The following is a 25812-nucleotide window of genomic DNA, read 5'->3' as shown; positions in this document are numbered from 1 at the left end:
GGCAAGCATCGTATGCTTGCCGCTTTTTTTTGCGTTCCGCGCCAACGAAAAAAGCCGAAGAACAAACCTGTCCTTCGGCTTCCGTTCACCGGGCATCGCGCTGACGCGCAATGCCCGGATGCATATGCAACGGCTTCAGCGCGACATCATGTTCATGCTGACGTTGTGCATCACCCACACCGTCCCGAACACCAGGAACATTGCGGCCAGCACCGTATAGGCGAGCGCAAGCGTGTTCCAGCGCTGCCCGGACGTCGACACGCTCATGTGCAGGAAGAACACCAGGTGCACGACGATCTGCACGACAGCGAGCGCCGCCAGCGCGAACGGCGCCGAGGCAGCCGGCAGCCAGCCTTGCAGCACGATGCCGAACGCCGCCGCCGTCAACACCACGGCCAGCACGAACCCAATCACATATCCGCCGATACCGCCGTGCCCCGCTTCGCCATGAAGCGCATGGGAATTCGAGTGAGCCATTTAGATCGCGCTCCCGAGATAGACAAAAGTGAACACGCAAATCCACACGACATCGAGGAAGTGCCAGAAAAGACTCAGGCACGTCAGCCGCGTGATTTCACGCTGCGTCAGTTGCGGCGCGCGCGCCACCTGCACGGCGAGCACGGCCATCCAGATCAGCCCCATCGCGACGTGCAAACCGTGCGTGCCGACCAGCACGAAGAACGACGACAGGAACGCGCTGCGCGACGGGCCTGCGCCTTCCGCGAGCAGATGCGAGAACTCGCCCAGTTCGAGCTTCAGGAACACGAGGCCAAGCACGAACGTGACGGCTAGCCAGCCGAGCACCGCACGCGTATTCTGCCGGCGTGCGGCGACCATCGCGAAGCCGTACGTGATGCTGCTCAACAGCAGCGCAGCCGTTTCGACGGCGACGCCGGGAATGTCGAACAGATCCTTCCCCGTCGGCCCGGCGTTGAACTGATGCGCCATCACGGCAAACACCGCGAATAGCGACGCGAACAGCACGCAGTCGGTCATCAGGTACAGCCAGAAGCCGAACACCGAATGCGATTCGCCATGATGGCCGTGACCATCGGCCCCGTTCAGGGTTGCGGTATGGACTTTCTGCAACATCACTCGACCTCCGCGAGCACCGGCGACACTTCCACATGCTTCGGAAGCGGCGTACGGCCTTTGTTTTCGATTGCCCGCACGACGTCGGACGGGATGAAATAGCCGTCGTCGCGGCCGAAGCTGCGGCCGATCACGATCGCCGCAATAGACACCAGCGAGACGATCGCGAGCCACCAGATGTGCCACACGGCCGCGAAACCGAACGCGAGGCTGAACACGCCGATGAAGAAGCCCGCGCTCGTATTCGAAGGCATGTGGATGTCCTGATACGCCGCCTGAATGCCGAGGCCCCTGCCCGTTTCCTTCATGTGCGCGAACGCATCCAGTTCTTCGACGACGGGAATCGTCGCGAAGTTATAGACGGGCGGCGGCGACGAGATCGACCATTCGAGCGTGCGGCCGCCCCACGGATCGCCCGTGACGTCGCGGTACTCCGGCTTGTTGCGATTGATGATGCTGACCACCACCTGCGCGACCTGGAACACGACGCCGACCGCGATCAGCGCGACGCCGCAAGCCGCGACGATCATGTACGGCTGCCAGGCGGGATTGTCGTAGTGGTTCAGACGACGCGTCGCGCCCATGAAGCCGAGCACGTACAGCGGGGTGAACGCCACAAAGAAACCGACGAACCAGCACCAGAACGCGCTCTTGCCGAGCTTGTCGTTGAGCTTGAAGCCAAACACCTTCGGGAACCAGTAGCTGAACCCGGCCAGATAACCGAACACCACGCCGCCGATAATCGTGTTGTGGAAGTGCGCGACGAGGAACAGCGAGTTATGCAGCACGAAGTCCGCGCCCGGGATCGCGAGCATCACGCCCGTCATGCCGCCGATCGTAAAGGTGATCATGAAGCCGATCGTCCATAGCACGGGCGCCGTGAATTCGAGGCGGCCGCGATAGATCGTGAACAGCCAGTTGAAAATCTTCACGCCCGTCGGAATGGCGATGATCATCGTCGCGATACCGAAGAACGCGTTGACGTCGGCGCCCGAGCCCATCGTGAAGAAGTGGTGCGCCCACACGAGGAACGCCAGCACCATGATCGCGCAGGACGCGTACACCATCGTCTTGTAGCCGAACAGCGGCTTCTTCGCGAACGTCGAGATCACTTCCGAGTAGATGCCGAACGCGGGCAGAACCAGGATGTAGACCTCCGGGTGTCCCCAGGCCCAGATCAGGTTCAGGTAAAGCATGGCGTTGCCGCCGGCTTCGTTGGTGAAGAAGTGCATGTCCGCGTAGCGGTCGAGGCCGAGCAGCGCGAGCGCCACCGTCAAGATCGGGAACGTCGCCATGATCAGCACGTTCGAGCACAGCGCCGTCCATGTGAACACGGGCATCTTCATCAGCGTCATGCCGGGCGCGCGCATCTTGATGATCGTCACGAAGAAGTTGATCGCCGTGATCAGCGTGCCGACGCCGGACAGTTCCAGCGCCCAGATGTAGTAATCGACACCCGAGCCCGGACTGAACTGCAACTCGGACAGCGGCGGATACGCGAGCCAGCCGACCTGCGCGAACTCGCCGATCACCAGCGAGATGTTCATCAGGATCGCGCTGATCGCCGTCATCCAGAACGACAGCGAGTTCAGGAACGGGAACGCGACATCGCGCGCGCCGATCTGCAAAGGCACGACGATATTGAAGAGCCCCACCATCAGCGCCATCGCCATGAAGAAGATCATGATGACGCCATGCGCGGTGAAGATCTGGTCATAGTGATGCGGCGGCAGATAGCCGGTCGCGCCGCCGCTCGCGAGCGCGAGTTGCAGGCGCATCATCACAGCGTCGGCGAAACCGCGCAGCAGCATCAGGACGGCGACGACGATATACATCACGCCGATCCGCTTGTGATCGACGGACGTGAGCCATTCCCTCCACAGCCAGCGCCATTTTTTCAGGCGCGTCACGAGCACGACGACGGCCAGTACGATCAGCCCCATCAGGGCGGCCGCGCCCATGATGATCGGCTGATCGAACGGAATCGCCTCTAAAGTCAGATTGCCGAACATGGGTTACTCCTTCGAAGTGTTCGTGATGCAGTTGGCGTCACGGAAATCGACGACATGCCCGCTGTTGTATTTCGCGATGACGTTGCGGAACAGCTTCGGGTCGACCGCGGAGAAATAGCGCACCGGGTCTTTCTCGCTCGGCTTCGCGACCGCGTAGTACCCGTCCATATCGAGCCGTTCCGGCGATGCCTTCACCTTCTGCACCCAGGTATTGAAATCGGCGGCGCTCACGGCGAGCGTGCGGAACTTCATGTCCGAAAAGCCCTTGCCGCTGAAATTCGCCGATACGCCCGCGTAGTCGCCCGGTTCATCCGCGATCAGATGTACGCGCGTCTGCATGCCCGCCATCGCGTAGACCTGCGTGCCGAGTTGCGGGATGAAGAACGAGTTCATCACCGAATCCGACGTGATGTGGAAATTCACGGGCGTACCGACGGGCATCGCCAGCTGGTTCACCGACGCAATGCCGAGATCGGGATAAATGAACAGCCACTTCCAGTCGAGCGCGACGACTTCGACGTCGATCGGCTTCACGTTCGATTCGAGCGGCTTGTATGGATCGAGTTCGTGCGTGGTTCGCCACGTCAGGATGCCTAGGAACAGGATGATCAGCGCGGGGATCGTCCATACGACCACTTCGATTGCGGTTGAGTGCGCCCACTTCGGCGCGTAGACCGCGCTTTTGTTCGACGCGCGGTAGCGCCACGCAAAAAACAACGTCAACAGAATGACGGGCACGACGACGAGCAGCATCGTCCACGTCGCTGTCGCGATCAGCGACTTCTCGGCGACGCCGACGCTGCCCTTCGGATCGAGCACTTCAAGTTGACATCCCGTGAGAAACGCGGTCAGACCAATGCTGACCGGTAAGAGGCAAGCTCTTAAGGTTTTTCTGGCTAACATGTTTGCCCAATAATCGTTGAACCACGCTGAACACGTGTGGGGTTTGCAAGGCAAAGCGCACAAGGTCCTATGTGCCCCGCGATTCTATGGACGCGCTGCGTTTGAAGTCCTGATCCGCGTCAAGGACACGACGCTAAGGTATGTGATGGATGTGCGACCGGATGTCACACGACCGAAGGATGGCGGGTGTTTTTGTTTTTTCTTGTGTTCGCCCGCTCGACTTTGATGCACGAAAGCTGTCAGGCGAGTGTGTCGACAAGCCGCCCGATTGTCGAATGGATGCGGGCGGCCATGTGAAGTGCGCTTAGCTCGCCAGATCGGCGGGCAGCTTGCCGCCATTCGCGGCGAGCGCCGTCATCAGCTGCTTGTGCAGCCAGATGTTCATCGACGCCGAATCGTTCGTGTCGCCGCCGTACTTCAGTTCGCCCGCCAGCTGCTTGCGATGCTCGAGGCTGCTGTCGACGTCGAGCAGCTTCATCAGATCGACGATCGAACGACGCCAGTCGAGCTTTTGCGGGTTCGCCGCGGCAAGCTGGTCCATCACGGCCGCGACATCGACATCCGCGAGCGCCGTCGAGACAGGTGCGCCTGCCGACGCTTCCGCAGGCGCCGGCGCGATGGGTTCGGCGGGCAGCGTCTGAGCCGGCTTGGCCTTGCCGAAAATCTTGCTGACGATGGTTCCAAAGATGCTCATGGTGTGGCTCCTTCCTTTTCAAGTGGATAACGAGAGACTGCGCAACATCGTCCGCCTTCCGGTTGTCTGGATTCACGGCGACGCTGCTTGCGACTAACGCCATTTGATCCGAACCGTTGACCTTTGCGTGTGGTCGGTCGCAAGTTTCACGTTTGTTCGCACTTCGGTGCGTCCACGCGACACCTCCGTGTCAAATTTTGAAAAACTTTGCATGCCTTAGCAAAATTTCTCTTCGTTTGATGAAAAATCCTGGTCTGACGCGACTTTTCCTTCCCCTCTCTCCCACAACGCCATCACAACCATGAAAAAACTGTTGACCATCGCAGCCTGCGCCCTTTCCCTGTCGGTGCTCGCCGCGTGCAGCGGCCTCGATCGCAGCAAGGAAGAAGCGCTGAACCAGCAAGCCGGGATCGAAGTAACGCAGACCAAGGAAGGCGTACAGGTTCGTCTGCCGGAGAAGGTCCTGTTTAACTTCAACGAATCGAGCTTGCGTCCTGACGCGGGCCCTGCGATTGCCCGCGTGGTGGTCGTACTGAGCCGCACGCAAAAGCCAATGATCGTCGAAGGCCATACGGATAACGTCGGCACGCGCGAGTACAACCAGCAGTTGTCCGAAGCGCGCGCGAAGTCGGTCGCGGATGAACTCGAGCGCCGCGGCATCAGCGCGTCGCGCATCACGCTGGTCGGCTATGCGTTCGATCGCCCCGTGGCGGACAACGACACGCCCGATGGCCGCGCACGAAACCGGCGTACGGAGATCGTCGTGAAGGGCGAATCCCTCGAAGCCGTGATGGGCAAGTAATCGCTCGTCGTACTCAGTCAGGCGCCGTTCGATGGCGCCTGACTGTGGCCCGATCGGTTTCGCGAGCACGTAAAGATCTGTCAAGACGTCGCTGTAACTATCGCATGCCGTCAACGCGAAAATTTTGAGACCGTTAGACCCGCTTCTCTTGCTGATTCGTGATCTGCCGTGTCAACCATTCGTCTTTTTGGATTACTAGGAATTTTCGGATTATTTGCCGGTTGCGCGCAGATTCCATCTGAGCATCAGGCGTCGAGCACGATAGGAATCGTATCGACGCCAATCACGCCCCCCAACCCGGATAGCGTGTCGGATAACGAGAAGGTTCAATCTGAAGTCATCGCACTCCGGCCGGCTGGCGCCACGCTGCAAACGGGCCACGCATCATGGTATGCGCGCAAGTTCGAGGGACGCCGCACTGCAAATGGAGAGCGTTACAACGGCCACGCGATGACGGCTGCGCATCGCTCGCTGCCGTTCGGCACGTATGTGCGCGTGACGTCGCTGTCCACTACGAGGTCGGTGGTGGTTCGCATCAACGATCGCGGCCCGTTCGTCAAGGGACGCGTCATCGATTTGTCTTATGCAGCGGCAAGTGCACTCGGCCTGACTCGAGCGCCGTCGATGGGCGTGCAGATTGAACGCGTCGAAGAGCAAGCAGACACTCGAACGGCATCCAGTGGATCAGAATCTTGAACCGCAAGACGGCGATATCTCATGCACACCCGGCGAGACCAAAGAAAATCAGCGTAGTAGCGCGGCATGTCGCAGTTGCCGCGTGCATCGTCGCCTGGTGTGCGTCCGACGCGTTCGCCGCACGCCGTACGCCCGAGGCACTCGAAACAGATAGCGCGGCGCGCAGCCCGGCGACGCACGCCCTCAAAAAGCCCAAAGCCGACAAGAAGGCGTCAAAGGCCTCACGAAAAAACCACCGTAAATCCAAAGCGGCTCGTCGTTCAGACGTGTTTTACCGCTGGTCCGACGAACAGCTGACGTTGGGCGGCGTCAGCCCATCGCAAATCGGCAAGCACGACGAGGACGCAAACGGTAAGCAGACAAGCAAAGGCGCAGCCTCCGCAAAATAGACGCCGCGCCCCGTCATCCAGTCTTAAATAGACCCGCCGCTGTACCTTACGACATCCAGCAGCGTCTTCTTCCTGTCCTGATAGTGATATAGGGTGATCGCGCCTTCCTTCATGTCGCCGTGCGCGTCGAAGGCGATATGTCCGATCACACCGTTGTAGTCGGACATGGGCATCGCGGCGAGCACCTTTGCGGCGTCGGTGGTGTTGGCCCGCTTCATTGCATCGACGACCACGTACACGGCGTCGTAGGCGAACGGCGCGTTGAAGAGAATCGGACCGTTGAAACGCGCCTCGAAGCGCTTTTCGAACTCGGCACCCTGCGGCATGCGCGATACCGCAAGACTTGCTTCGGAACAAACGAGATTGTTCACAGCATCGCCCGCAAGCGCCGCCACCTTTTCCGTGCACGCGCCGTCGCCGCTCAGAACTTTCGCACTCAAACCAAGCGCCGCCGCCTGACGAATGAACGGACCGACCGTCGAATCCATCCCGCCGAACATGATGACATCCGGATGCGCGCTCTTGATGGTGGTGAGAATGGCGCGGAAGTCGGTGGACTTGTCGGTCGTGGCCTCGCGCGCGACGACGCGCCCGCCGCCCGCCTGCGCCGCCTTCGCGAACTCGTCGGCGAGGCCTTTGCCGTAGGCCGTTGCGTCGTCGACGACGGCAATGGTCATCGCATTCAACGACTTCAGCGCGTAATCGCCGAGCGCGGGCCCTTGCTGCGCATCCGTCGCGACCACGCGATACGCGCTTTTGTAGCCCTGCTTCGTGTAATCGGGATTGGTCGACGACGGCGAAATCTCTGCGATACTCGCATCGTTATAGATGCGCGACGCGGGAATCGACACGCCCGAATTCAGGTGGCCGATCACCGCGACAACATGCTCGTCGACGAACTTCTGCGCGATCTGCGTGCCTGTCTTCGGATCGGCCGCGTCGTCTTCGCCGTCGAGTTCGAGGCGCACTTTCTGTCCGGCGATCACGAGCCCCGTCTTGTTGATTTCTTCGACGGCAAGCCGCGCGCCGTTCTCGTTGTCCTTGCCGAGATGGCTGCTGCCGCCTGTGAGCGGACCCGCGTGGCCGATCGTCACCACCTGCTCGGCTGGACCGCCATTGCCTTGCGCGGCCTCGTGCGATGGGGGCTCTTTCTTGTTGCAACCCATCAGCGTCAAGCTGGTCAGCGAGATGCCGACCACTGTCAGTTTTACCAGATTGTTCACAGCTTTCTCCTCCATGATTGTTTGAATTTTCGATCTACCGTGATTCAATTCGCATTCCGAATAGATATTCAAAAACGGTAGCACAGAGGAAAAACTGGGACTGTAAAGATTGGTCAAGCGAATTCAACAACTGATCGCGCTTTCCTTGACATACTTTGACGCATCTCACGCGCCTTCCAACGGACAATCAGATGCGCACGTGCGGCGCACTGCGTCCAGCGCGAAGCGCATTGAACTTACCAATCAACCGGAATGAAAACAACCATGAACAGGATTTCTGCCGCTTTGCTCGTTTCGCTGCTGGCCGTTGCAGGCGTCGCCTCGGCGCAAACTTCCAGCGATGGCATCGTGATGACTCGCGATAGCAACGTCGCCGCCCAGATCGAGCAGCACGCTCGCGACATCCAGGCTCAGCCTGCCGCCCAGCACAACGTCGACGCTGCTGCCGGAAAGGCCGGGCAAAAACCCGCACATCAGCAACACGGCCACCAGAAGGTAGCAAAATCGAAGAAGGCGCATACGCCTGTCGCCAGCCAGTAAGCGCGGCGCACAACGAAAAACGGGCTAGCCGAAGCTAGCCCGTTTGCTTTTGCAGCGTGGACGACACCCGTCGATCAGGCCTCAACCAGTTCCGCTGCCTGCGCGTCTTCCAGATCTTCGACGCTCGAACGGATCAGATGATCGAACGCGGCCAGCGATGCCTTCGCGCCCTCCCCCACGGCGATCACGATCTGCTTGAACGGCACCGTCGTCACGTCGCCGGCTGCGAACACACCCGGCACCGACGTCGCGCCCTTCGCATCGACAACGATCTCGCCGTGCTTTGACAACTCGACCGTGCCCTTCAACCATTCGGTGTTCGGCACCAGACCGATCTGCACGAACACGCCTTCGAGTTCGACATGCTTCGACTCGCCCGACGCACGGTCCGTGTAGGTCAGACCGTTGACCTTCTTGCCGTCGCCCGTGATTTCCGTCGTCTGTGCCTGGGTGATGACCGTCACGTTCGCGAGGCTGCGCAGCTTGCGTTGCAGCACTTCGTCGGCGCGCAGTTGTGCGCCGAATTCGATCAGCGTCACATGGCTCACGACACCCGCCAGGTCGATCGCCGCTTCGACGCCCGAGTTACCACCGCCGACCACCGCGACGCGCTTGCCCTTGAACAGCGGACCATCGCAGTGCGGGCAATACGCAACACCATGATTGCGGTACTCGCGCTCGCCCGGCACGTTGATCTCGCGCCAGCGCGCGCCCGTCGCCAGCACGATCGTCTTCGCCTTCAGCACCGCGCCGCTCGCGAGGCGCACTTCGTTGATCTTGCCGGGGATCAGCGCTTCGGCGCGCTGTACGTCCATCACATCGACTTCATAGCTCTTCACGTGCTGCTCAAGCGCCGTGGCGAACTTCGGCCCTTCCGTTTCCTGCACCGACACGAAGTTTTCGATCGCCAGCGTGTCGAGCACCTGGCCGCCGAAGCGTTCCGCGACGACGCCCGTCGCAATGCCCTTGCGCGCCGCGTAGATCGCGGCCGCCGCGCCAGCAGGACCGCCGCCGACGATCAGCACGTCGAACACCGACTTGTTCTCCAGTTCCTTCGCGGCGCGCGCGCCGGCGTTGGTGTCGAGCTTCGCGAGGATTTCCTTCACGCCGCTGCGGCCCTGGCCGAACACTTCGCCGTTCAGGAACATCGTCGGCACGGCCATGATCTGGCGCGACTCGACTTCGTTCTGGAACAGCGCACCATCGATCGCCACGTGCTGGATGCGCGGGTTGATCAGCGCCATGATGTTGAGCGCCTGCACGACTTCCGGGCAGTTCTGGCACGACAGCGAGAAATACGTCTCGAACGCGAAGTCGCCGTCGAGTTCGCGGATCTGCTGGATCACGGCGTCGTCGAGTTTGATCGGGTGGCCGCCCGTTTGCAGCAGTGCCAGCACCAGCGACGTGAACTCGTGACCCATCGGAATGCCGGCGAAGCGGATGCCCGCGGCCTTGCCCGGCTCGCCGATCGAAAACGACGGCTTCCGTTCGTCGTCGCCGCGGCGCTCGATCACGCTGACGCGCTCCGACAGCGTCGCGATGTCGTTCAGCAGCGCGAGCATTTCCTGAGACTTCGCGCTGTCGTCGACGGAGGCGACGATCTCGATGGGACGGCTGACTTTCTCGAGGTAGGCTTTGAGTTGGGTCTTCAGATTCGCGTCGAGCATGGTTTTTCGAGTCCGTGGCGAGATGGGAATGAGAGGTTCGATCGCGCCAATGCGTTACGACGAACGCGGCGCGTAAGGCAGTTCGCAAGGCTTGTGACCTTGCGGACTGCCTCACAACGGCGCCGCGCGAGGCGGCGCCGCTCAAGGCAGGGTTTGCAGCGGGTAGCGTGTGGCTTCTAGCGAGCCGGCAACTTAGATCTTGCCGATCAGGTCCAGCGACGGCGTCAGCGTTTCAGCGCCCGGCGTCCACTTGGCGGGGCAAACTTCACCCGGGTGCGCCGCGATGTATTGCGCAGCCTGCACCTTGCGCAGCAGTTCGCCAGCATCACGGCCGATGCCGTTGTCGTGGACTTCGCACAGCTTGATCTCGCCTTCCGGGTTGATCACGAACGTGCCGCGCAGCGCCAGACCTTCTTCTTCGATCAGAACGTCGAAGCTGCGCGAGATTGCCAGCGTCGGGTCAGCGATCATCGGGTACTTGATCTTTTGGATCGTGTCCGACGTGTCGTGCCATGCCTTGTGCGTGAAGTGCGTATCCGTCGACACGCTGTAGATTTCAACGCCGATTTTCTTGAATTCTGCGTAACGGTCGGCCAGATCGCCCAATTCCGTCGGACACACGAACGTGAAGTCGGCCGGATAGAACACGACGACGGACCACTTGCCCTTCAAGCTTTCGTCGGTGACGGTCACGAAATCGCCATTGTGGTATGCGGTGGCCTTGAACGGTTTGACCTGGCTGTTGATGATCGGCATCTGATGCGTCCTCTTGGTTGAGTGGGTTTGGGTACTGCGATGGATTGAAGTATGAAGAAGTCGCAGAATTTGATAAATTTGATTGTTGCGATGCACCCTATTTAAATTTCCTATCGACAAGCCCAAACCCTTGCCCGACAAGGGAAAGCGCCCCGGGCGCGCCGCTTCGGGCGCGCGTAGAATTGCCGAAAAAAGTGTCGGGGCAAGTGTCCTGGCAGGCGTTTTCAGCAGAGGTTTTCGTTTGAGTGAGCTTCAACAGGGGTTTCTTCTCACCCGTCATTGGCGCGATACGGCCGCCGGAACGGAGGTCGAGTTCTGGCTCGCGACCGACGACGGTCCGCGCCACATTCGCCTGCGCCCGCAGCCGAACGTCGCGTTCATTCCCGCCGCGCACCGCGAGCGCGCGGAGGACGTGCTGCATCGGGAGAAGACCGCCCAGTCGCGCGGCGTCGAACTGCGCCCGCTCGATTTGTGCGACTTCCAGCATCGGCCGGTGCTGGGGTTGTATTGCCCGCAGTACCGGCAGCTGACCGGGATCGAAAAGCGTCTGAAACAGGGCGGCGTCGACGTCTACGAAGCCGACGTGTTCCCGCCCGAGCGCTACATGATGGAGCGTTTCATCACCGCGCCCGTGCTGTTCGGCGGCGAGACGAATCCCGTCGGCGGGCCGTTGCTGAACGCCGACATGAAGCCCGCGAGCGGCTATCGTCCGAAGCTCAAGCTGGTTTCGCTCGATATCGAAACCAGCGCGCACGCCGAACTGTATTCGATCGCTCTCGAAGGCTGCGGACAGCGTCAGGTGTACATGCTCGGTCCGCAGAACGGCGACGCGTCGGACCTCGACTTCGCGCTCGAGTATTGCGACACGCGGGCGCAACTGATCGAGCGGCTGATCGGATGGCTGGAGACGCACGATCCCGACGCGATCATCGGCTGGAACGTCGTGCAGTTCGATTTGAAAGTGCTGCATGAAACCGCGCAGAAGTGCGGCGTGCCGCTGCGCATCGGGCGCGGCGGCGCGGTGATGGAATGGCGCGAGCATGGCCTGAAGCAGAACCATTTCTTTGCGGGCGCGGCGGGGCGGCTGATCATCGACGGCATCGAGGCGCTGCGCTCGGCCACGTGGAGCTTTCCGTCGTTCAGCCTCGAATACGTCGCGCAGTCCGTGCTCGGCGAAGGCAAGTCGATCGACAATCCGTATCAGCGGATGGACGAAATCCAGCGGCGTTTCGACGAAGACAAGCCCGCGCTCGCCCGCTACAACCTGAAAGATTGCGAACTCGTCACGCGCATCTTTGCCAAAACGGACCTGCTGCCGTTCCTGCTCGAACGCGCGACTGTCACGGGACTGCCTGCCGACCGCAGCGGCGGATCGGTGGCGGCGTTCACGCATCTATATATGCCGCGCATGCACCGGCTCGGCTACGTCGCGCCGAATCTCGGCGACGTAGCGGGCGCGGCCAGCCCTGGCGGCTTCGTGATGGACTCGAAGCCCGGCCTTTATGATTCCGTGCTCGTGCTCGACTACAAGAGCCTGTATCCGTCGATCATCCGCACGTTTCTGATCGATCCCGTGGGCCTGGTCGACGGCGCGCGTCATCCCGACGACGAGCATTCCGTGCCCGGCTTCCTTGGCGCGCGTTTCTCGCGGGCGCACCACTGCCTGCCGTCGATCGTCGCGCAGGTGTGGGAAGGACGCGAAGCCGCGAAGCGCGAGCAGAACAAGCCGTTATCGCAGGCGCTGAAAATCATCATGAACGCGTTCTATGGCGTGCTTGGCTCGACGGGCTGCCGGTTCTTCGATCCGCGCCTTGCGTCGTCGATCACGATGCGCGGCCACGAGATCATGCACCGCACGCGTGAGTTGATCGAAGCGCGCGGGTATGCGGTGATCTACGGTGACACCGATTCGACTTTTGTGTGGCTGCGCCACGCGCATGACGAGGAAGACGCGGCGCGCATCGGACGAGAGCTGGTTAGCGGGATCAACGCATGGTGGCGTGAGCATTTGCGCGAGCGCTTCGGGCTGGAGAGCGCGCTGGAGTTGCAGTTCGAGCGGCATTACAAGCGCTTTTTCATGCCGACCGTGCGCGGCGCGGAGGAAGGCAGCAAGAAGCGCTACGCCGGATTGACTGTGCTTGCCGATGGCAGTGAAGAAGTGGTCTACAAGGGTCTGGAGACGGTGCGCACCGATTGGACACCGCTTGCGCAGCGGTTCCAGCAGGAACTGTATCTGCGCATTTTCAAACAGCAGCCGTATCGGGATTACGTGCGCGATTATGTGCGGCGCACGCTGGCGGGTGAGTTCGATGATCTGCTTGTGTATCGCAAGCGGCTGCGTCGGGCGCTGTCCGACTATGAGCGCAATGTGCCGCCGCATGTGCGTGCTGCGCGTTCCGCCGATGAGTTCAACCGGCAGCGCGGTCGGCCGCTTCAATATCAGAATGGTGGATGGATCAGTTATGTGATGACCGGCAGCGGGCCTGAACCGCTCGAAACGCTGCGCTCGGAAATCGACTATGAGCATTATCTGACGCGGCAGCTTCAGCCTGTGGCGGATGCGATTTTGCCTTTGCTGAAGGATGATTTTGCTACGCTGGCTTCGGGGCAGAAGCAGTTGTTTTGAGGGGTTTTTCTGTCTGCGACGCTGGGTGGGTTTTTGACTCTGCGCTGGCTTCCGCGAGGCGATGTTTGCTGCGCAAGCGGTTTGGTTTGTTTGCCTCTGCGCTGGCATCCGCGTTTGCGTTTTCTCGGCGCGGCCGGGTTGGGTGTGTTGGTCTTTTCACTGGCATCCGCGTTTTGTCTTCGTGCTTCAAGCGTCGCCCCTGTGCGGGGCGGAATGTCTTTTCGCTGGCTTCCGCGTTTGCGCTTTCTCGGCGCGGGTGGGTTGGTTGTTCTAGCCTTTTCGCTGGCATCCGCGCTATGCCTTCGTGCTCCACGCGTCGCCCCTGTGCGGGGCGGCACCTACTTTTCTTTGCCGCCGCAAAGAAAAGTAGGCAAAAGAAAGCGGCTCACACCGTCAGCTCTTGTTATTGCCTGAGGGCCCTCAAAGGGTCTTACGCTTCACACGGCAATCACGTGACCCATGTTCGTTGCCAACGCTCTTGCGGTGCGCCTCACCCGCTTCGCGCGCCCGCGTCGCAGCGTGCCGCGCCGGATATTCCTCCGCCGCCCAAGTGGCAAACTGTGTGTAGGCCATCGCGCCACACACGCCTCACTCCGGACCGATAGCGCACGCGTCCCACCCTGTAAGGGCGCCAAGCTATACCACGCGACAACCTACACACAGTTTGCCACCTGGGCGGCGCAAGCCATTCGCTGCCGCTAGCTCTTGTTCGGGTGTTTGAAGTGGGTGAGGCGCTCATTCGAAGCGTTGGCAACGAACGCGAACAGAAATGCTGCCGTGTGAAGCGTAAGACCCTTTGGGGGCCCTCAGGCAAGAAGAAATGTTGGCGGTGTGAGCCGCTTTCTTTTGCCTACTTTTCTTTGCGGCGGCAAAGAAAAGTAGGTGCCGCCCCGCACAGGGGCGACGCGTGGAGCACGAAGGCATAGCGCGGATGCCAGCGAAAAGGCTAGAACAACCAAACCGGCCGCGCCGAGAAAACGCAAACGCGGATGCCAGTGCAGAGGCCAGAACAACCAAACCGGATGCCAGCGAAAAAACAAAATCACCACCCAGCGTCGCAGACAAAACCAAACCCAAACCTAATCACTCTGCTCAACAGGCACAACAACCACCTCAACCCGCTGCGCCCCGCGCAAAACACTCACACTCACAGAGCGCCCAATCCTGGACCCATCCAGCACGCGCTGCAGCGCATCGACCCCCTCAACAACCTGCCCATCAACCGCAACGATCGTATCATCCGTGCGCAGCCCGCCGAGCGCGGCAGGACTCCCCTTAACGATCTCCATCACCCGCACACCACTTTCCGACTCAAGCGCGAAATACCGCTGCACACGCCGCGGCAGCGCGAAAGTCGTACCCGCCACGCCGATATAAGCCCGCCGCACGCGCCCGTGCGCAAAAATCTGCATGATGACCCACTTCGCAGTATCGATCGCCGTCGCAAAGCTGATCGACTGCGCGCCCGGAATGATCGCCGTATTCACACCGATCACCTGGCCCGCGGAGTTGATCAACGGCCCGCCCGAATTGCCAGGATTGAGCGCGGCATCCGTCTGGATCACGTCATAGATCATGCGTCCCGAGTTCGACCTCAGCGAGCGGCCGAGCGCGGAAACCACGCCCGCCGTCACCGTCTGCTCGAGCCCAAGCGGATTGCCAACCGCGATCGCGATCTGCCCGACGCGCAGCTTGCCCGATTCGCCGAGCGCAACATGCGGCAGCGGCTCCGGCGAGCCGACACGCAACACAGCCAGGTCGCTGTGCGGATCGTCGCCGACCAGATCGGCGTCGAACTTCGTGCCGTCGGCGAGCTGCACGCGGATATGCGTGGCGCCGTGCACGACATGGCTGTTGGTCAGAAGATAACCATCGGGTGTGAAAATAAAGCCCGAGCCGGTGCCCGCACGCGCATGGCGCTCCGGCGCACCCGGCACGCGGCGCTCGACAGTGATGAAGACGACGGCCGCCCGCACCCGTTCGAGCGCATCGATGACGGTGCGCGAATAGGCGTCGAGGAGTGCGTCGTCTTCGGACGACCCGGCGGCAGCGGCGCCTGGCAGCGCACCCGACAGATCGTCGACAAAACGGGGACGGCTTCCCATGACAAGGCTCCGTATAAACGAGAGCCGCACATGCAGGGCAAGCAAGCCGTTTTCAAGCGCGGCGGCCGGCGAGGGAAAAACGACGAGGCCAGCCCGGGGAGAAAAGTCAGATAAGCCTGAGGTTACGGATGCGGCCGATGCGCGGAGAACGTTCGAGTATCAGCTTCTCGATTGCTTCGGGCAGCAGCGCCTTGGGAATGTTCGACGGTACATCCGTCACCAGTTGCGACGGCACATTCACGATGAAGTCGTCGGGAGCGGTGACGAGGCTGTGCTCGTAGGTAACGCGGTAGTCCATGCTGGGTGCGAAAACGTAGATGATGTTGCGAAATCGTGGCGTCGGAAGGCGCGCCGCTATCGCGCGGGCGCATTCTTTCCGAGATCGTACCGCAGACCCGCAGCGCGCGCGGCACAGCATGCGCCGGCAATGTGCGCCGCCTAACGCCTAACGCCTAACGCCGAACACCAGCCACCGGGCTGCCCTCGTGCCGCGCCACGCAAAAGCCGGACGGACGCTCACGCATCCACATCCGGCTTCTTTGGGTCTCGATCATGTAATCGTTCTGGATGATTCGCCGCCGTGCGGCCTGAGTTCACCCTGCCGCGGCCACGCGCTTACCGATGCCACCCGCCACGGCCCCAGCAACAGCTATAGCCGATGCCGACGTTCACAGACGGCCCCGCGTAATACCCCGGCCCGTAGCCATACCCGTAGGCCGGCGCGTACCCATAACCATACGGCGGCGCGACGACGCAGCCTCCCAAACCGATCGTCGCCACAGCGACGGCTGCTAGCGTCAGAAGCTTTTTCATGGTCGTTCTCCCTTCTCTTCTGTCATTTGAGCAGACGCTACAGAAGACGTGCGTGACCACTTGTGACGGTGCATTACGGCTCAATACGAACGCACAGCCGCCGCGCCTCACACCCGACCCGCGCAAGAAAGGCGCCCGCGCAACCCAGGGCCTCTACGTGCAGACCGCGCAATAACAGTTGCTTACCATTCGCCGGGACGTGGACAGGAAGCGGGCAGTCTGGTCGTTCGCAGGCACATTTCGATGACGGCGGTATGAATCCGAAATCGGCCTCTGTTCGACCGATTGAGCGCAGGCCTCACAGCGCACACTGCAGTCATGCCAGTGCACTGAGGAGCCTGAAATGTCTTCCCGTCATGACAGCAGCAACCCGTTTGAGCCCGACGCGCTCAACGCGCCGGAACGGAACAACCCGCGGGAATGCCCGGAGTCCGAGCTGATGCGCGGCTTGCAGCTCGCGTCCGACACGGTGCTGCGCCTCGCCACCCAGACACACGCCGCCGTCGCACGTGGCGATGCGGTGAGCGCGGAACTGGCGCGCGTGTCGCTGGAGAAGCAGCTTGCACTGACCACGCAGCTGATCGACGAGCTTCTGTTCGACGGCGAGACGCAGCACACCACGCATTGACCGGCCGCCCCGCGCGACCGTGAGAACTGAACTTGACGGTAGCAACCCGGCAACAACCGCAGCGCCGACCGACTGAGACTGGAACTGGAAATGAACGTCTTGACCGTACTTCTTTGCATCTGGGCCATGGTGGCGTTGTGTGCAGTGTTGTTCATCCGCGGCGCGAGCCCGCGTGTCGAGCGTCCCAGCAAGGCGAAGCAGACGCGGTCGTCGCGCTTTTCGATCGCCGAGTAATTCTTCCGCCGATATGGCGAGGATGCGCTGGCCATCAGCGCCCTCGCCTTCCGGCCAGCACTTTCCGAAACTGCTGTACCAATAGACCGATAACGCGCGCCGCCGCGCGCTATCGCGCCCTTTTTTAAGGGTCAGCCCGCCGTCGCCCCTAGCGACGGCAGCGCCGCCCGCCCTTCCTGGGCCGCCGGCTCCGGCCAGCGCAAACGCTCGACAGTGATCTGCCGCTGCGCCGCGCCGCCTACGAACGCATCGAGCGTGTCGCGGATATCCCGGTCGATAAAATCAGCACGCTCCGCGTCGATCAGCACCGTCGCGCGGTCCGGAATCTGCGCGAGACAGCGCGTGAGCATCGGCTTCGACAGGAACGTCGCGTCCTTGCGCAACACCAGCAGATAGTGATCGTCGTGACATGTCAGCGTGAACGTGCGCGACAGGTTCGCGCGCAGCGCGAGCACCGCGCTCGTCGCAATGCCGATGCCAATGCCGATCAGCAGATCCGTCGCGAGCACGCCGGCAATCGTCGCCGCGAACGGCACGAAGCGGTCGACGCCTTCGCGCGCCATCGCCGTGAACAGCGCTGGCTTCGCAAGCTTGTAGCCCGTGTGAATCAGGATCGCCGCGAGACACGCGAGCGGAATCAGGTTCAGCACGGCCGTCAGCGCGAACACGCTCGCCAGCAGCAGCACGCCGTGAATCACGGCCGACATGCGCGTCTGCGCGCCCGCATTCACGTTCGCCGAGCTGCGCACGATCACGGCCGTCAGCGGCAGACCGCCAAGCACGGCCGCCACCATATTGCCCACGCCCTGCGCCTTCAACTCACGGTCCGGCGACGCGCGGCGGCGCTTCGGATCGATCTGTTCGACGGCCTCGAGGCTCAGCAGCGTTTCCAGACTTGCGACGATAGCGAGCGTCAAGCCGACGCGCCAGACGTGGCCGTCCACGAGCTGCCTGAAGTCGGGCATCGAAATCGCGCCCGTCAACGCGGCGAACGAATCCAGCGACACCAGCGACACCCGATGCTCAGCCGGCACCGCAAGCGCGGGCGCGAGCACATCGAGCGCGAGCGTCACGCCGATGCCGAGCGCGACGACCGCGAGCGGCCCCGGCAGCATGCGCACGAGCGCGTAGCGCTTCGCGCGCGGCGTCTCCCATGCGAACAGCATCGCCACCGAGATGAGCGCGAGCGCAGTCGTCACCATCGACAGGTCGCCGAACGGCGTCGCCAGCATGGCCGCGTGCGCGACGTTGGCATCCGCGCCGCTCACGAGCCCCACGCTGAGCGGAATCTGCTTGATGATCAGGATGATGCCGATCGAAGCCAGCATGCCCTTGATGACGGCGACGGGCACGAAGCTGGCGAGCTGTCCCGCGCGCAGCAGGCCGAAGCCGATCTGTAACGCGCCCGCGATCAGGACGGCGGCGAGAAACGCGGAGAAACTGCCGAGCGACGCGATCGCCGATACGACGATCACGACGAGGCCCGCCGCCGGCCCGCTCACGCTCAGATGCGAGCCGCTCAACAGCGCGACGACCAGTCCGCCGACGATGCCGGACACCAGCCCGGCAAACGGATCGACGCCGGACGCAGTGGCGATGCCGAGACACAGCGGCAGCGCGACGAGAAACACGACGATCCCCGCGAAGACATCGCTGCGCAGGTTCGATAAACGGGAAACAGGTGGAGTGTGCATGGTATCCGCAAGGTCGAGTTGAGCCACGCCGCCCGGCGACGCGCGCCGGCGGCTCGATGAACATGAACGTGAAAAGGCGTGAGTAAGTCTGAAAAGGGGCGTTGCCCGAACGTCGCTACGCGGCGTCGCGCACGGCAACGGACGGGTGCGCGTCGGCGTGCATGCCGGCGTGCATGCCGGCAATGTCGCGGGCCTGGTCCATATCGGTGAGTTGCGTGATAAGCCCTGCGCGCAGCCCGAAAATCCAGCCGTGCACCTGCGGCGGACGCGGCGCGCGGCGCACGATGGGCGACTCGCGCAACAACCGCACCTGCTCGATCACGTTCAACTCCGCAAAGCGGTCTACGCGCTCGTCGAAATCCCCGATCGCATGCAGTTCGTCGCGATGACGTCCGGCGAGCTCGCGCAAACCGGCAATGCGCCGGTTCACGATGGGCAGCGCATCCGAAGGCGGCGACAGCGCGGCGCGCACGCCGCCGCAATGATGATGTCCGCAGATGATCACGTGCTCGACCTTCAGCGCATGCACCGCGTACTCGATCACGCTCGATGTGTTGCCGTCGTCGGAGGTGTAGAGGTTCGCGATGTTGCGATGGACGAACAGCTCGCCCGGCTGCGCGTTGGTGATGCGCTCGGCGGGCACGCGGCTATCGGAGCAACCGATCCACAGGAAGCGCGGCTGCTGGCCGCGCGCGAGGTCCGTGAAGAACTCGGGCTCGCGCGCCGAGACCTCTTGCGACCACGCCAGATTGGAAAGCAATAAGCGTTTTGGATGATTCATCGATCGGGCTCCTGCCGGGTTCTGTATTGAACGGAGTCAGTCCATCACGGACAAACGTGATGGTGTTTACGAAAAGCTTACGGCAAGAAGGTTCCGAAAAAAAATCAACAAAAATCATTTGATGCCGCCTGCATCGGATGCCCTGAAAGCGTGCATACATGCGGCTTTCGGGCTTTTCCCCGGTTTTGATCGGGCGGTTGTACTGTGAGCTAGCGGAGCATTTCGGATCGGAATTTTTTCGTCATTGATTTCCATCAAGCGTGCGACGTCAGATCGCGTTTTCACACGTTCTGGTCACTTTTGACAGCGGTGTCAACGACGGAAATACGACGGAGAACCGGCGACGACGCGTCGCGATTCGATGGAAGAAGTGAAAGTTTTGAAGCCCTCGAACGAGGGCTTCGATGTCACCGCAACGGGCCAGAAACCAGCCGCCCGCTTGCGTCCTCATTACGTCCTCATTGCGTACTTATTGTGCGCTGACCTCGATGGCGTCCACGCGGTCGCGATAGAACGCGACATGTTCCCGGATCGACTCGACCGCTTCGTACGGGCTTTCATAGCTCCACACCGCATTGACGGAACGCTCGCCGCCAGCGGGAATGCTGTAGTAGCTGCACTCGCCCTTGTACGGGCAATACGTCGAATGACCGGTGCGTTCGAGCAGCGACATGTCGACGTCCTTGCGCGGAATGTAGAGCACTTCCGGGTACGAGGCTTCATGGAAGGACAGCGCGTCGGTGCTGTCGGCGATCTTGTGTCCTGCCACGGACACGACCACGCGCGATCCGCTTTTTGCAATCGTGATGGGATGATCGGGTCCGGGAATCTTCACTGTCTTGTGCATGTCGACGTGTCCTTCCGATGGGAACAGGTTGTGGCCGGGCGGCGAAGTACCGTCCGAGTATGGTCGCCCGTCTTGCGATGTCAAGACAAGACCTTGCGCCGCGTGGCGGCTATCGGGCGTTTCCGCGCACGATCGGTGTGCATATGCATCGCCGGACAGCCTGATGCGGCAAGCGATTGGCGTCGTTTGCCGTATCCGTGCCGTCCCATTGTTTGAATTAGATAAATTGAGTGTTCATTTAGCTGGCATTTATCTGCCAATGGCAAGCCGTTAGGATGCACGCCATGCGACCGGTCATCCGTGCCGGCCGCGAAAGCTGATTGAAACGCTGTGATGCAGCGTGAAGCCGCTCCCATCGTTCGCCGTCAGGGCGCGGCGACGTGCGGCGCATGCGTTTTCGCCCGCGCGCAAGTGGCCGCAAGTGCGGCTGCCGGGTGGCCATCAAAAGCAGAACGTAAGGTTCTGCGTGATCGAATGAGCCGGCTCGAAGGGGCACGCTTTAACGAGGAGTCGACGTGAGCAGGATTGGAACTGCAACAGGCACTACGCCTGAACCCAGGCCTCGCGCCCACGCAAACCGGCGCGCGAACGGTGAGCCGGAACTGCGTCGCAAGGAAACGCTGTACGCCGACCTTCGGTCCGAGTCTGCAGGAGGCGGTGTTACGCCCGCCGCGCCCGCGCTGCACGACCCATGGACCGCGACGATTTCGCGGCTCGGCAAGTCGCCCGCGCAGGACAGCAAGCTCGCATCATCCGACAAATGCGACAAGGGCGCTTGCGCCGCGCGTCCCGCGCGCCGCAGCCCCACGGCCGAACGCGTGCAAGCGGCTGCGAGCCAGCATAGCGACGCGGTGATCACGTTCGTCGAACGCTTCGGCGCGAAGTCGATTTCGATTACGTGGCGCGATTCGACGGCCGGCCGCTATACCGAGCAGTTGTGGGTGCGCCGCATTGCGCGCTCGCGCGGCGTGTGCGCGCTGACGGGCGCCAGCATCGTGCGCGGCGATGCCGTCTATGGACCGTTCAGCCGTCCGTCGAGCCGCCCGCGCAACATGTCGCAGATGATCCTCGCGGAACAGCTCGACGACCTCGAATGATCGACACGGCGCGTACGCGCTACACTTCGGACGCGCACGGCTAGCGTGCGACGCGCCGCCCGCGCTGACACGCCGGGCGGCGCTTTCAGTTCCGGAGACCTGCCATGGCTACACAAGCCGATGTGGCGCGCACGGCGCCCGTCAAGCTGCACTCCTCCGCGTCGTCGGCGACGATCGACGGCACGACGAGTACGGGCGCAATGGACCGCTTCGGCTCGCTCAACATCTTCGTGCGCGCAGCCGAAACCCGCAGTTTCACGGAAGCAGGCCGCCAGCTCGGGATCTCGGCTTCCGCAGTCGGCAAGGCCATTTCACGGCTGGAAACACGGCTCGGCGCGCGGCTCTTTCATCGCAGCACACGCAGCATCACGCTCACGCCCGAAGGCGCGCTGTTTCTCACGCGCTGCCAACGCATCTTCGAGGAGATCGAGGCCGCGGAGAGCGAACTCGCGCTCGCGCATGCAGCGCCGCGCGGCAAGCTGCGCGTGAGCATGCCGATGGTCACGAAGCTGCTGATGCCCGTGATCGGCGAGTTCATGAAGGCGTATCCCGAGATCATGCTGGACATCGACTTCAGCGACCGCATGGTCGACGTGATCGAAGAAGGTTTCGACGTCGTGATGCGCACGGGCGACGTCAACGACTCGCAACTGATCACGCGAACCATGGGCACGTATGTGCATCTGATCGTCGCGTCACCCGCGTACCTGGCGAAGCATCCGCCCCTCACGACGCCCGAGGCGCTCGTCCATCATGCGTGTCTTCAGCATCGTTTTCCGACGACGGGGAAGCTGCGCCGCTGGCCGCTCGAACGCGATGGCGAGTCGATCGATATCGAGTTGCCCACGACCGCCGTCGCAACGGCCGTCGAGCCGCTGATCGCGATGGCCGAGCAGGATCTCGGCCTTGCATGCGTGCCGGATTTCACGGTGCGCGCGCAGGTGGAGAGCGGCACGCTCGTCCCGGTTCTGCGCGAATACTCCGGCGCGCTCAGCGTGTTTCGCGCGCTGTGGCCTTCGGGTGGGCAATTGACGCCGAAAATGCGGGCCTTCGTCGACTTCATGAGCGTGCATCTTTTTCCCGTGGAAGCCACTACCAAAGCACACTCGCGCAGCGACTGACTCCATACCCGCGATGCCGTAAACAGGCCGCAAATCGTACAATGTGTGCGCATTGTTTTCGTCCGCCCACTGCTCACAGGTCACCATGCTTTCGCACGAACCGCTTCAGAAGCTCGACATCATCGCGCCCGACAGCATCGGCGCGCATCTTCCCTCGCATGTCGCCGCGTCCATCGAAGGCCGCGACATCGTCGTGTTCTCCGTCACCGACGACGCATCGGACACCGCCGACTTCAGCGCACGCTACGGTTTTCCGATGGAAGACTGCGCGAACACGATCGTCGTCAAGTACAAGAAGGATGGCGGCGAGCATCTGGCCGCGATCGTGACGCTCGGCTCGCTGCGACTCGATGTCAACGGCGCAGTGAAAGCCGCGCTGGGCGCAAAGCGCATTTCGTTCGCGCAGCGTGAGCTCGCAACGGAACAGAGCGCGATGGAGTTCGGCGGCATCACGGCGTTCGGCTTGCCCACGAACTGGCGCGTTCTCGTCGATGCCGGCGTGATGGAACGCGGGCAGGTGGTGATGGGCGCAGGCATTCGCAAGGCGAAGCTGTTGCTCGCACCGTCCGTGCTCGAACAGCTCGACAACGTCGAAGTCGCGCAACTGACGTTGCCGCCCGACGCGCCGGCAGCGGCCTGAACGACGACGCACTGAATCGCGCGCGAGTTCTTGTGCATTCAATCGCCCCGCCGCCGACGTCAACAAGCAAAAAACCTCTCAGCCAAACAGCTTCGCCGCCGTCTTCGCAACCAGTTCGCCCTGATGCCGCGCGCCTTCCAGATCGATTGCGCTCGGCTGACGCGAACCGTCGGCCGCTGCGATCGTCGTGGCGCCATAAGGCGCGCCGCCGACGATCTCCGTCATGTTCATCATTCCCTGATGGCTATACGGCAAGCCCACGATGATCATCCCCAGATGCATCAGGTTCGTGATGATCGAGAACAGTGTGGTCTCCTGCCCGCCATGCTGCGTACCCGTCGATGCGAACGCCGCGCCGACCTTGCCGTTCAGCGCGCCGCGCATCCATAGTCCGCCCGTCTGATCGAGAAACGCGGCCATCTGCGACGACATGCGCCCATAACGCGTGCCCGTGCCAACCACGAATGCATCGTATTGCTCGAGATCGGCGACCGTCGCAACGGGCGCCTGCTGATCGAGCTTGAAGTTCGACTTCTTCGCGATCTCTTCGGGCACGGTCTCCGGCACGCGCTTGATATCGACCTGCGCGCCCGCGGCACGCGCGCCTTCCGCGATGGCCTCCGCCATCTTTTCGATATGCCCATACGACGAGTAATAGAGAACGAGAACCTTGGCCATTGCGATCTCCTGACGAGTGTGCGAAGCCGGCACCGTTTGCCGTGGCACACACGATACTCCAGACGCGCGGCACATGTCTTCGCAGACGTTCGCAGCGCGCGAACGTATTGCATCGCAGCGCGCTGCGCGCCACAAGCTTTACGCCCCGTTACACAAGCGACATCGTCGTTTCACCTGCACGCGGGACCGGCCCCTAGAATGCCTTCGGCTGATTCATACATCACTGAAGGAGAACACATGATCCGTTTGCCCATCGCTTCCATCGTCTGTGCATCCACGACCAGTCTGTTGCTGTTCGCATCGGCGGTGAACGCGCAAACCACGCAACCGGCACAGGCCGCGTCCGCGGATTCCGTGCGGCTGCATGCAGCCGACCAGACCTTCGTCAACGACGGCACGCAAGCCGTCGCCACGCAGCGCGATGCCGCGCGCATCGCAACGTCGCGTTCGACGGACCGCGACGTGAAGGCATTCGCCGAAAAAGTCGCCGCCGACAACCTCACGATCGCCAATGCGCTGCGCGCAGCAAGCCCGCGGGGCGTCGACGTGCCGCACAACAATCCGGATACCGCGACGCTCGACAGCATCAAGAATCTGCGCGGCGCGGAATTCGACAAGGCGTATATCGAGCAGGTCGCATTGAGCGGCGAGCAGAAGACGCTGTCGGCGTTCCAGGCAGAGATCGCATCGGGACGTGACGCGCAGTTGAAGGAAGCCGCGCAGAAGGCGCTGCCCACCATCCAGGCGCAGTACGCGGCCGCGCAGGAACTCGCGAAGCGCAAGCATCTCGCGACGCAGTAAGCCCACGGCTCAAATAGAAGTAGACGTTCAGCAAAGCGCATCGCGGCATCGCCACGCGATGCGCTTTTTTTCATTCAGGCGTCGGCTCCACTTCCTTCGCGGACCAACTGACGCTCGACACGCTCTTCTCCATGCTGATCCGGCTCGCCATCAATTCGAGCTTCGCCTGATCCTTCGGGTGCATGCGCAACGTCGCCGTCACCTGGATACGCGACGGATCGCCTTCGACATCCTCGCTCGTCAGACTCTGAAACGACAGCGGTTGCGAATACATCGAGTTCGACAGCACCGTGCGAATGTGGATCTCGTCTTGTTCGCGGCACACGACCGTCAACACATATTCCCGCACGAGGTCCGCACTCGACACCGGCGTCGCGTTGATCGCGCGGCTCACTTCGCGCAGCACCGTGTTGGTCACGAGCACGACGACCGTACCCGCGAGCGCCGGTCCGTAATGCCCCGCGCCGCACAGCACGCCGACGGCCGCCGAACACCAGAGCGTCGCCGCCGTATTGATGCCCTGGATCGAGCCCTTGTCGCGCATGATCACGCCGCCGCCCAGGAAGCCCACGCCCGACACCACATACGCGGCGATCTGCGTGACGCCCGCGACGCCATTGCCCGTCAGCATGCCGAGCGTGACGAACAGACAAGCGCCGCTCGCGACGAGCGTGATCGTGCGCAGTCCCGCCGTGCGCTGCCGCATCTGACGTTCGAGACCGATTGCGACGCCGCACGCGAACGCGGCAAGCAGCCTCCAGATGAAATCCGCTGACATATCGTTTGACTAGTTGATGCAGGACCGATGTGGGATGAAGCCCGGCGTTCGAGCCAGGCATGGGGACGATATCCTGAGGCCGCTGTGTATCAGGTCTGTGTTACGCGATCATGTTGATCGCCAAATTAGTGCGACTGCCGCGACGTTCCTGGTGATCGACAAGCGGAAATGCCATTGGCATAAAACCAGTTGCGC

At 62.1% G+C, this 25812-nt stretch carries 27 protein-coding genes; 11 read left to right on the top strand and 16 right to left on the bottom strand.

The annotated features are described in order from the left end of the window. Positions 1 to 135: 135 nt before the first annotated feature. From cyoD to SB822_RS33125, 5 genes are all read right to left on the bottom strand, one after another. Positions 136 to 477 carry a cytochrome o ubiquinol oxidase subunit IV gene (cyoD, locus tag SB822_RS33145; protein WP_009770506.1) on the bottom strand — a complete coding sequence of 114 codons (342 nt, stop codon included), beginning with the start codon at positions 475 to 477 and terminating at the stop codon, positions 136 to 138. Beyond that, entirely contained in the window at positions 478 to 1092 is a 615-nt protein-coding gene (gene cyoC, locus SB822_RS33140; protein WP_007737175.1) for a cytochrome o ubiquinol oxidase subunit III, read from the bottom strand. Beyond that, positions 1092 to 3104 (bottom strand): cytochrome o ubiquinol oxidase subunit I, encoded by a 2013-nt coding sequence (cyoB, locus tag SB822_RS33135; RefSeq protein WP_410856528.1) that lies wholly within the window; start codon positions 3102 to 3104, stop codon positions 1092 to 1094. The genes cyoC and cyoB overlap by 1 nt, the downstream gene beginning before the upstream one ends. A gap of 3 nt (positions 3105 to 3107) precedes the next feature. Next, positions 3108 to 4007, bottom strand: coding sequence for a ubiquinol oxidase subunit II (gene cyoA / locus SB822_RS33130; protein ID WP_007737177.1), 900 nt, complete (start codon positions 4005 to 4007; stop codon positions 3108 to 3110). 304 nt (positions 4008 to 4311) lie between these two features. Further along, positions 4312 to 4701, bottom strand: a complete 390-nt coding sequence (locus SB822_RS33125) for a DUF3597 domain-containing protein (RefSeq protein ID WP_079488120.1) — start codon at positions 4699 to 4701, stop codon at positions 4312 to 4314. A 301-nt stretch (positions 4702 to 5002) separates the two neighbouring features. On the opposite strand from SB822_RS33125, the gene SB822_RS33120 reads away from it, so the two are divergent. The 3 genes from SB822_RS33120 to SB822_RS33110 all read left to right on the top strand — a co-directional run bounded on the left by SB822_RS33120 (position 5003) and on the right by SB822_RS33110 (position 6588). Beyond that, positions 5003 to 5503 (top strand): OmpA family protein, encoded by a 501-nt coding sequence (locus SB822_RS33120; protein ID WP_410856527.1) that lies wholly within the window; start codon positions 5003 to 5005, stop codon positions 5501 to 5503. 306 nt (positions 5504 to 5809) lie between these two features. Next, positions 5810 to 6199 carry a septal ring lytic transglycosylase RlpA family protein gene (locus tag SB822_RS33115; protein ID WP_410856526.1) on the top strand — a complete coding sequence of 130 codons (390 nt, stop codon included), beginning with the start codon at positions 5810 to 5812 and terminating at the stop codon, positions 6197 to 6199. Then, on the top strand, positions 6196 to 6588 hold the full coding sequence (locus SB822_RS33110) for a hypothetical protein (protein WP_410856525.1): 393 nt from the start codon (positions 6196 to 6198) through the stop codon (positions 6586 to 6588). The genes SB822_RS33115 and SB822_RS33110 overlap by 4 nt, the downstream gene beginning before the upstream one ends. A gap of 23 nt (positions 6589 to 6611) precedes the next feature. Here SB822_RS33110 and SB822_RS33105 read toward each other — a convergent pair whose 3' ends face one another. Beyond that, on the bottom strand, positions 6612 to 7754 hold the full coding sequence (locus SB822_RS33105; RefSeq protein WP_410856546.1) for a branched-chain amino acid ABC transporter substrate-binding protein: 1143 nt from the start codon (positions 7752 to 7754) through the stop codon (positions 6612 to 6614). A 309-nt stretch (positions 7755 to 8063) separates the two neighbouring features. Between SB822_RS33105 and SB822_RS33100 the strand changes: the two genes are divergently transcribed. Further along, complete coding sequence (locus tag SB822_RS33100) at positions 8064 to 8351, top strand: hypothetical protein (RefSeq protein WP_410856524.1); 288 nt, start codon at positions 8064 to 8066, stop codon at positions 8349 to 8351. Between the two features lie 74 nt (positions 8352 to 8425). Here the strand turns inward: SB822_RS33100 and ahpF are convergent, their stop codons facing one another. Both ahpF and ahpC read right to left on the bottom strand, forming a co-directional pair. Then, entirely contained in the window at positions 8426 to 10018 is a 1593-nt protein-coding gene (gene ahpF / locus SB822_RS33095) for an alkyl hydroperoxide reductase subunit F (RefSeq protein ID WP_410856523.1), read from the bottom strand. A gap of 192 nt (positions 10019 to 10210) precedes the next feature. Next, entirely contained in the window at positions 10211 to 10774 is a 564-nt protein-coding gene (ahpC, locus tag SB822_RS33090) for an alkyl hydroperoxide reductase subunit C (RefSeq protein ID WP_114221739.1), read from the bottom strand. A gap of 241 nt (positions 10775 to 11015) precedes the next feature. On the opposite strand from ahpC, the gene SB822_RS33085 reads away from it, so the two are divergent. Continuing rightward, positions 11016 to 13400, top strand: coding sequence for a DNA polymerase II (locus SB822_RS33085; RefSeq protein WP_410856522.1), 2385 nt, complete (start codon positions 11016 to 11018; stop codon positions 13398 to 13400). Between the two features lie 1079 nt (positions 13401 to 14479). Here SB822_RS33085 and SB822_RS33080 read toward each other — a convergent pair. From SB822_RS33080 to SB822_RS33070, 3 genes are all read right to left on the bottom strand, one after another. Next, the gene (locus SB822_RS33080) at positions 14480 to 15505 is read right to left on the bottom strand and encodes a S1C family serine protease (RefSeq protein ID WP_410856521.1); all 1026 of its coding nucleotides are present in this window, start codon (positions 15503 to 15505) and stop codon (positions 14480 to 14482) included. 106 nt (positions 15506 to 15611) lie between these two features. Next, positions 15612 to 15803, bottom strand: coding sequence for a hypothetical protein (locus SB822_RS33075; RefSeq protein ID WP_007586026.1), 192 nt, complete (start codon positions 15801 to 15803; stop codon positions 15612 to 15614). Positions 15804 to 16120: 317 nt separating this feature from the next. After that, positions 16121 to 16318, bottom strand: a complete 198-nt coding sequence (locus SB822_RS33070) for a hypothetical protein (RefSeq protein WP_007586027.1) — start codon at positions 16316 to 16318, stop codon at positions 16121 to 16123. Positions 16319 to 16661: 343 nt separating this feature from the next. Here SB822_RS33070 and SB822_RS33065 point away from each other — a divergent pair, with 343 nt between their 5' ends. Together SB822_RS33065 and SB822_RS33060 are read left to right on the top strand one after the other, a co-directional pair. Next, positions 16662 to 16946 (top strand): hypothetical protein, encoded by a 285-nt coding sequence (locus SB822_RS33065; RefSeq protein ID WP_007744782.1) that lies wholly within the window; start codon positions 16662 to 16664, stop codon positions 16944 to 16946. 90 nt (positions 16947 to 17036) lie between these two features. Then, positions 17037 to 17180 (top strand): hypothetical protein, encoded by a 144-nt coding sequence (locus SB822_RS33060; RefSeq protein ID WP_007744780.1) that lies wholly within the window; start codon positions 17037 to 17039, stop codon positions 17178 to 17180. A 131-nt stretch (positions 17181 to 17311) separates the two neighbouring features. Here the strand turns inward: SB822_RS33060 and SB822_RS33055 are convergent, their stop codons facing one another. The 3 genes from SB822_RS33055 to SB822_RS33045 all read right to left on the bottom strand — a co-directional run bounded on the left by SB822_RS33055 (position 17312) and on the right by SB822_RS33045 (position 20502). Next, positions 17312 to 18874 (bottom strand): SulP family inorganic anion transporter, encoded by a 1563-nt coding sequence (locus tag SB822_RS33055; protein ID WP_410856520.1) that lies wholly within the window; start codon positions 18872 to 18874, stop codon positions 17312 to 17314. A gap of 115 nt (positions 18875 to 18989) precedes the next feature. Then, complete coding sequence (locus SB822_RS33050; RefSeq protein ID WP_410856519.1) at positions 18990 to 19655, bottom strand: carbonic anhydrase; 666 nt, start codon at positions 19653 to 19655, stop codon at positions 18990 to 18992. Positions 19656 to 20124: 469 nt separating this feature from the next. Then, the gene (locus SB822_RS33045; RefSeq protein ID WP_007586033.1) at positions 20125 to 20502 is read right to left on the bottom strand and encodes a DUF427 domain-containing protein; all 378 of its coding nucleotides are present in this window, start codon (positions 20500 to 20502) and stop codon (positions 20125 to 20127) included. 515 nt (positions 20503 to 21017) lie between these two features. On the opposite strand from SB822_RS33045, the gene SB822_RS33040 reads away from it, so the two are divergent. From SB822_RS33040 to SB822_RS33030, 3 genes are all read left to right on the top strand, one after another. Beyond that, positions 21018 to 21599: a DUF3331 domain-containing protein gene (locus SB822_RS33040; protein ID WP_410856518.1), complete on the top strand. Its 582-nt coding sequence runs from the start codon at positions 21018 to 21020 to the stop codon at positions 21597 to 21599. A gap of 104 nt (positions 21600 to 21703) precedes the next feature. Next, complete coding sequence (locus SB822_RS33035) at positions 21704 to 22720, top strand: LysR family transcriptional regulator (RefSeq protein WP_114221745.1); 1017 nt, start codon at positions 21704 to 21706, stop codon at positions 22718 to 22720. An 85-nt stretch (positions 22721 to 22805) separates the two neighbouring features. Next, positions 22806 to 23360, top strand: coding sequence for a YbaK/EbsC family protein (locus SB822_RS33030; protein ID WP_410856517.1), 555 nt, complete (start codon positions 22806 to 22808; stop codon positions 23358 to 23360). 78 nt (positions 23361 to 23438) lie between these two features. Here SB822_RS33030 and wrbA read toward each other — a convergent pair whose 3' ends face one another. Next, the gene (wrbA, locus tag SB822_RS33025) at positions 23439 to 24038 is read right to left on the bottom strand and encodes an NAD(P)H:quinone oxidoreductase (protein ID WP_007586040.1); all 600 of its coding nucleotides are present in this window, start codon (positions 24036 to 24038) and stop codon (positions 23439 to 23441) included. A 237-nt stretch (positions 24039 to 24275) separates the two neighbouring features. Between wrbA and SB822_RS33020 the strand changes: the two genes are divergently transcribed. Then, complete coding sequence (locus tag SB822_RS33020) at positions 24276 to 24839, top strand: DUF4142 domain-containing protein (RefSeq protein WP_007586042.1); 564 nt, start codon at positions 24276 to 24278, stop codon at positions 24837 to 24839. A gap of 70 nt (positions 24840 to 24909) precedes the next feature. Here the strand turns inward: SB822_RS33020 and SB822_RS33015 are convergent, their stop codons facing one another. After that, the gene (locus tag SB822_RS33015) at positions 24910 to 25617 is read right to left on the bottom strand and encodes an MgtC/SapB family protein (RefSeq protein ID WP_007586044.1); all 708 of its coding nucleotides are present in this window, start codon (positions 25615 to 25617) and stop codon (positions 24910 to 24912) included. Positions 25618 to 25812 lie beyond the last annotated feature (195 nt).

Origin of the sequence: Paraburkholderia sp. SIMBA_054, from assembly GCF_046534875.1 — a bacterium.
GTDB lineage: Bacteria > Pseudomonadota > Gammaproteobacteria > Burkholderiales > Burkholderiaceae > Paraburkholderia > Paraburkholderia hospita.
Note: the sequence above shows the minus strand (reverse complement) of the source record. Positions and strands in the feature narration are given on the sequence as shown.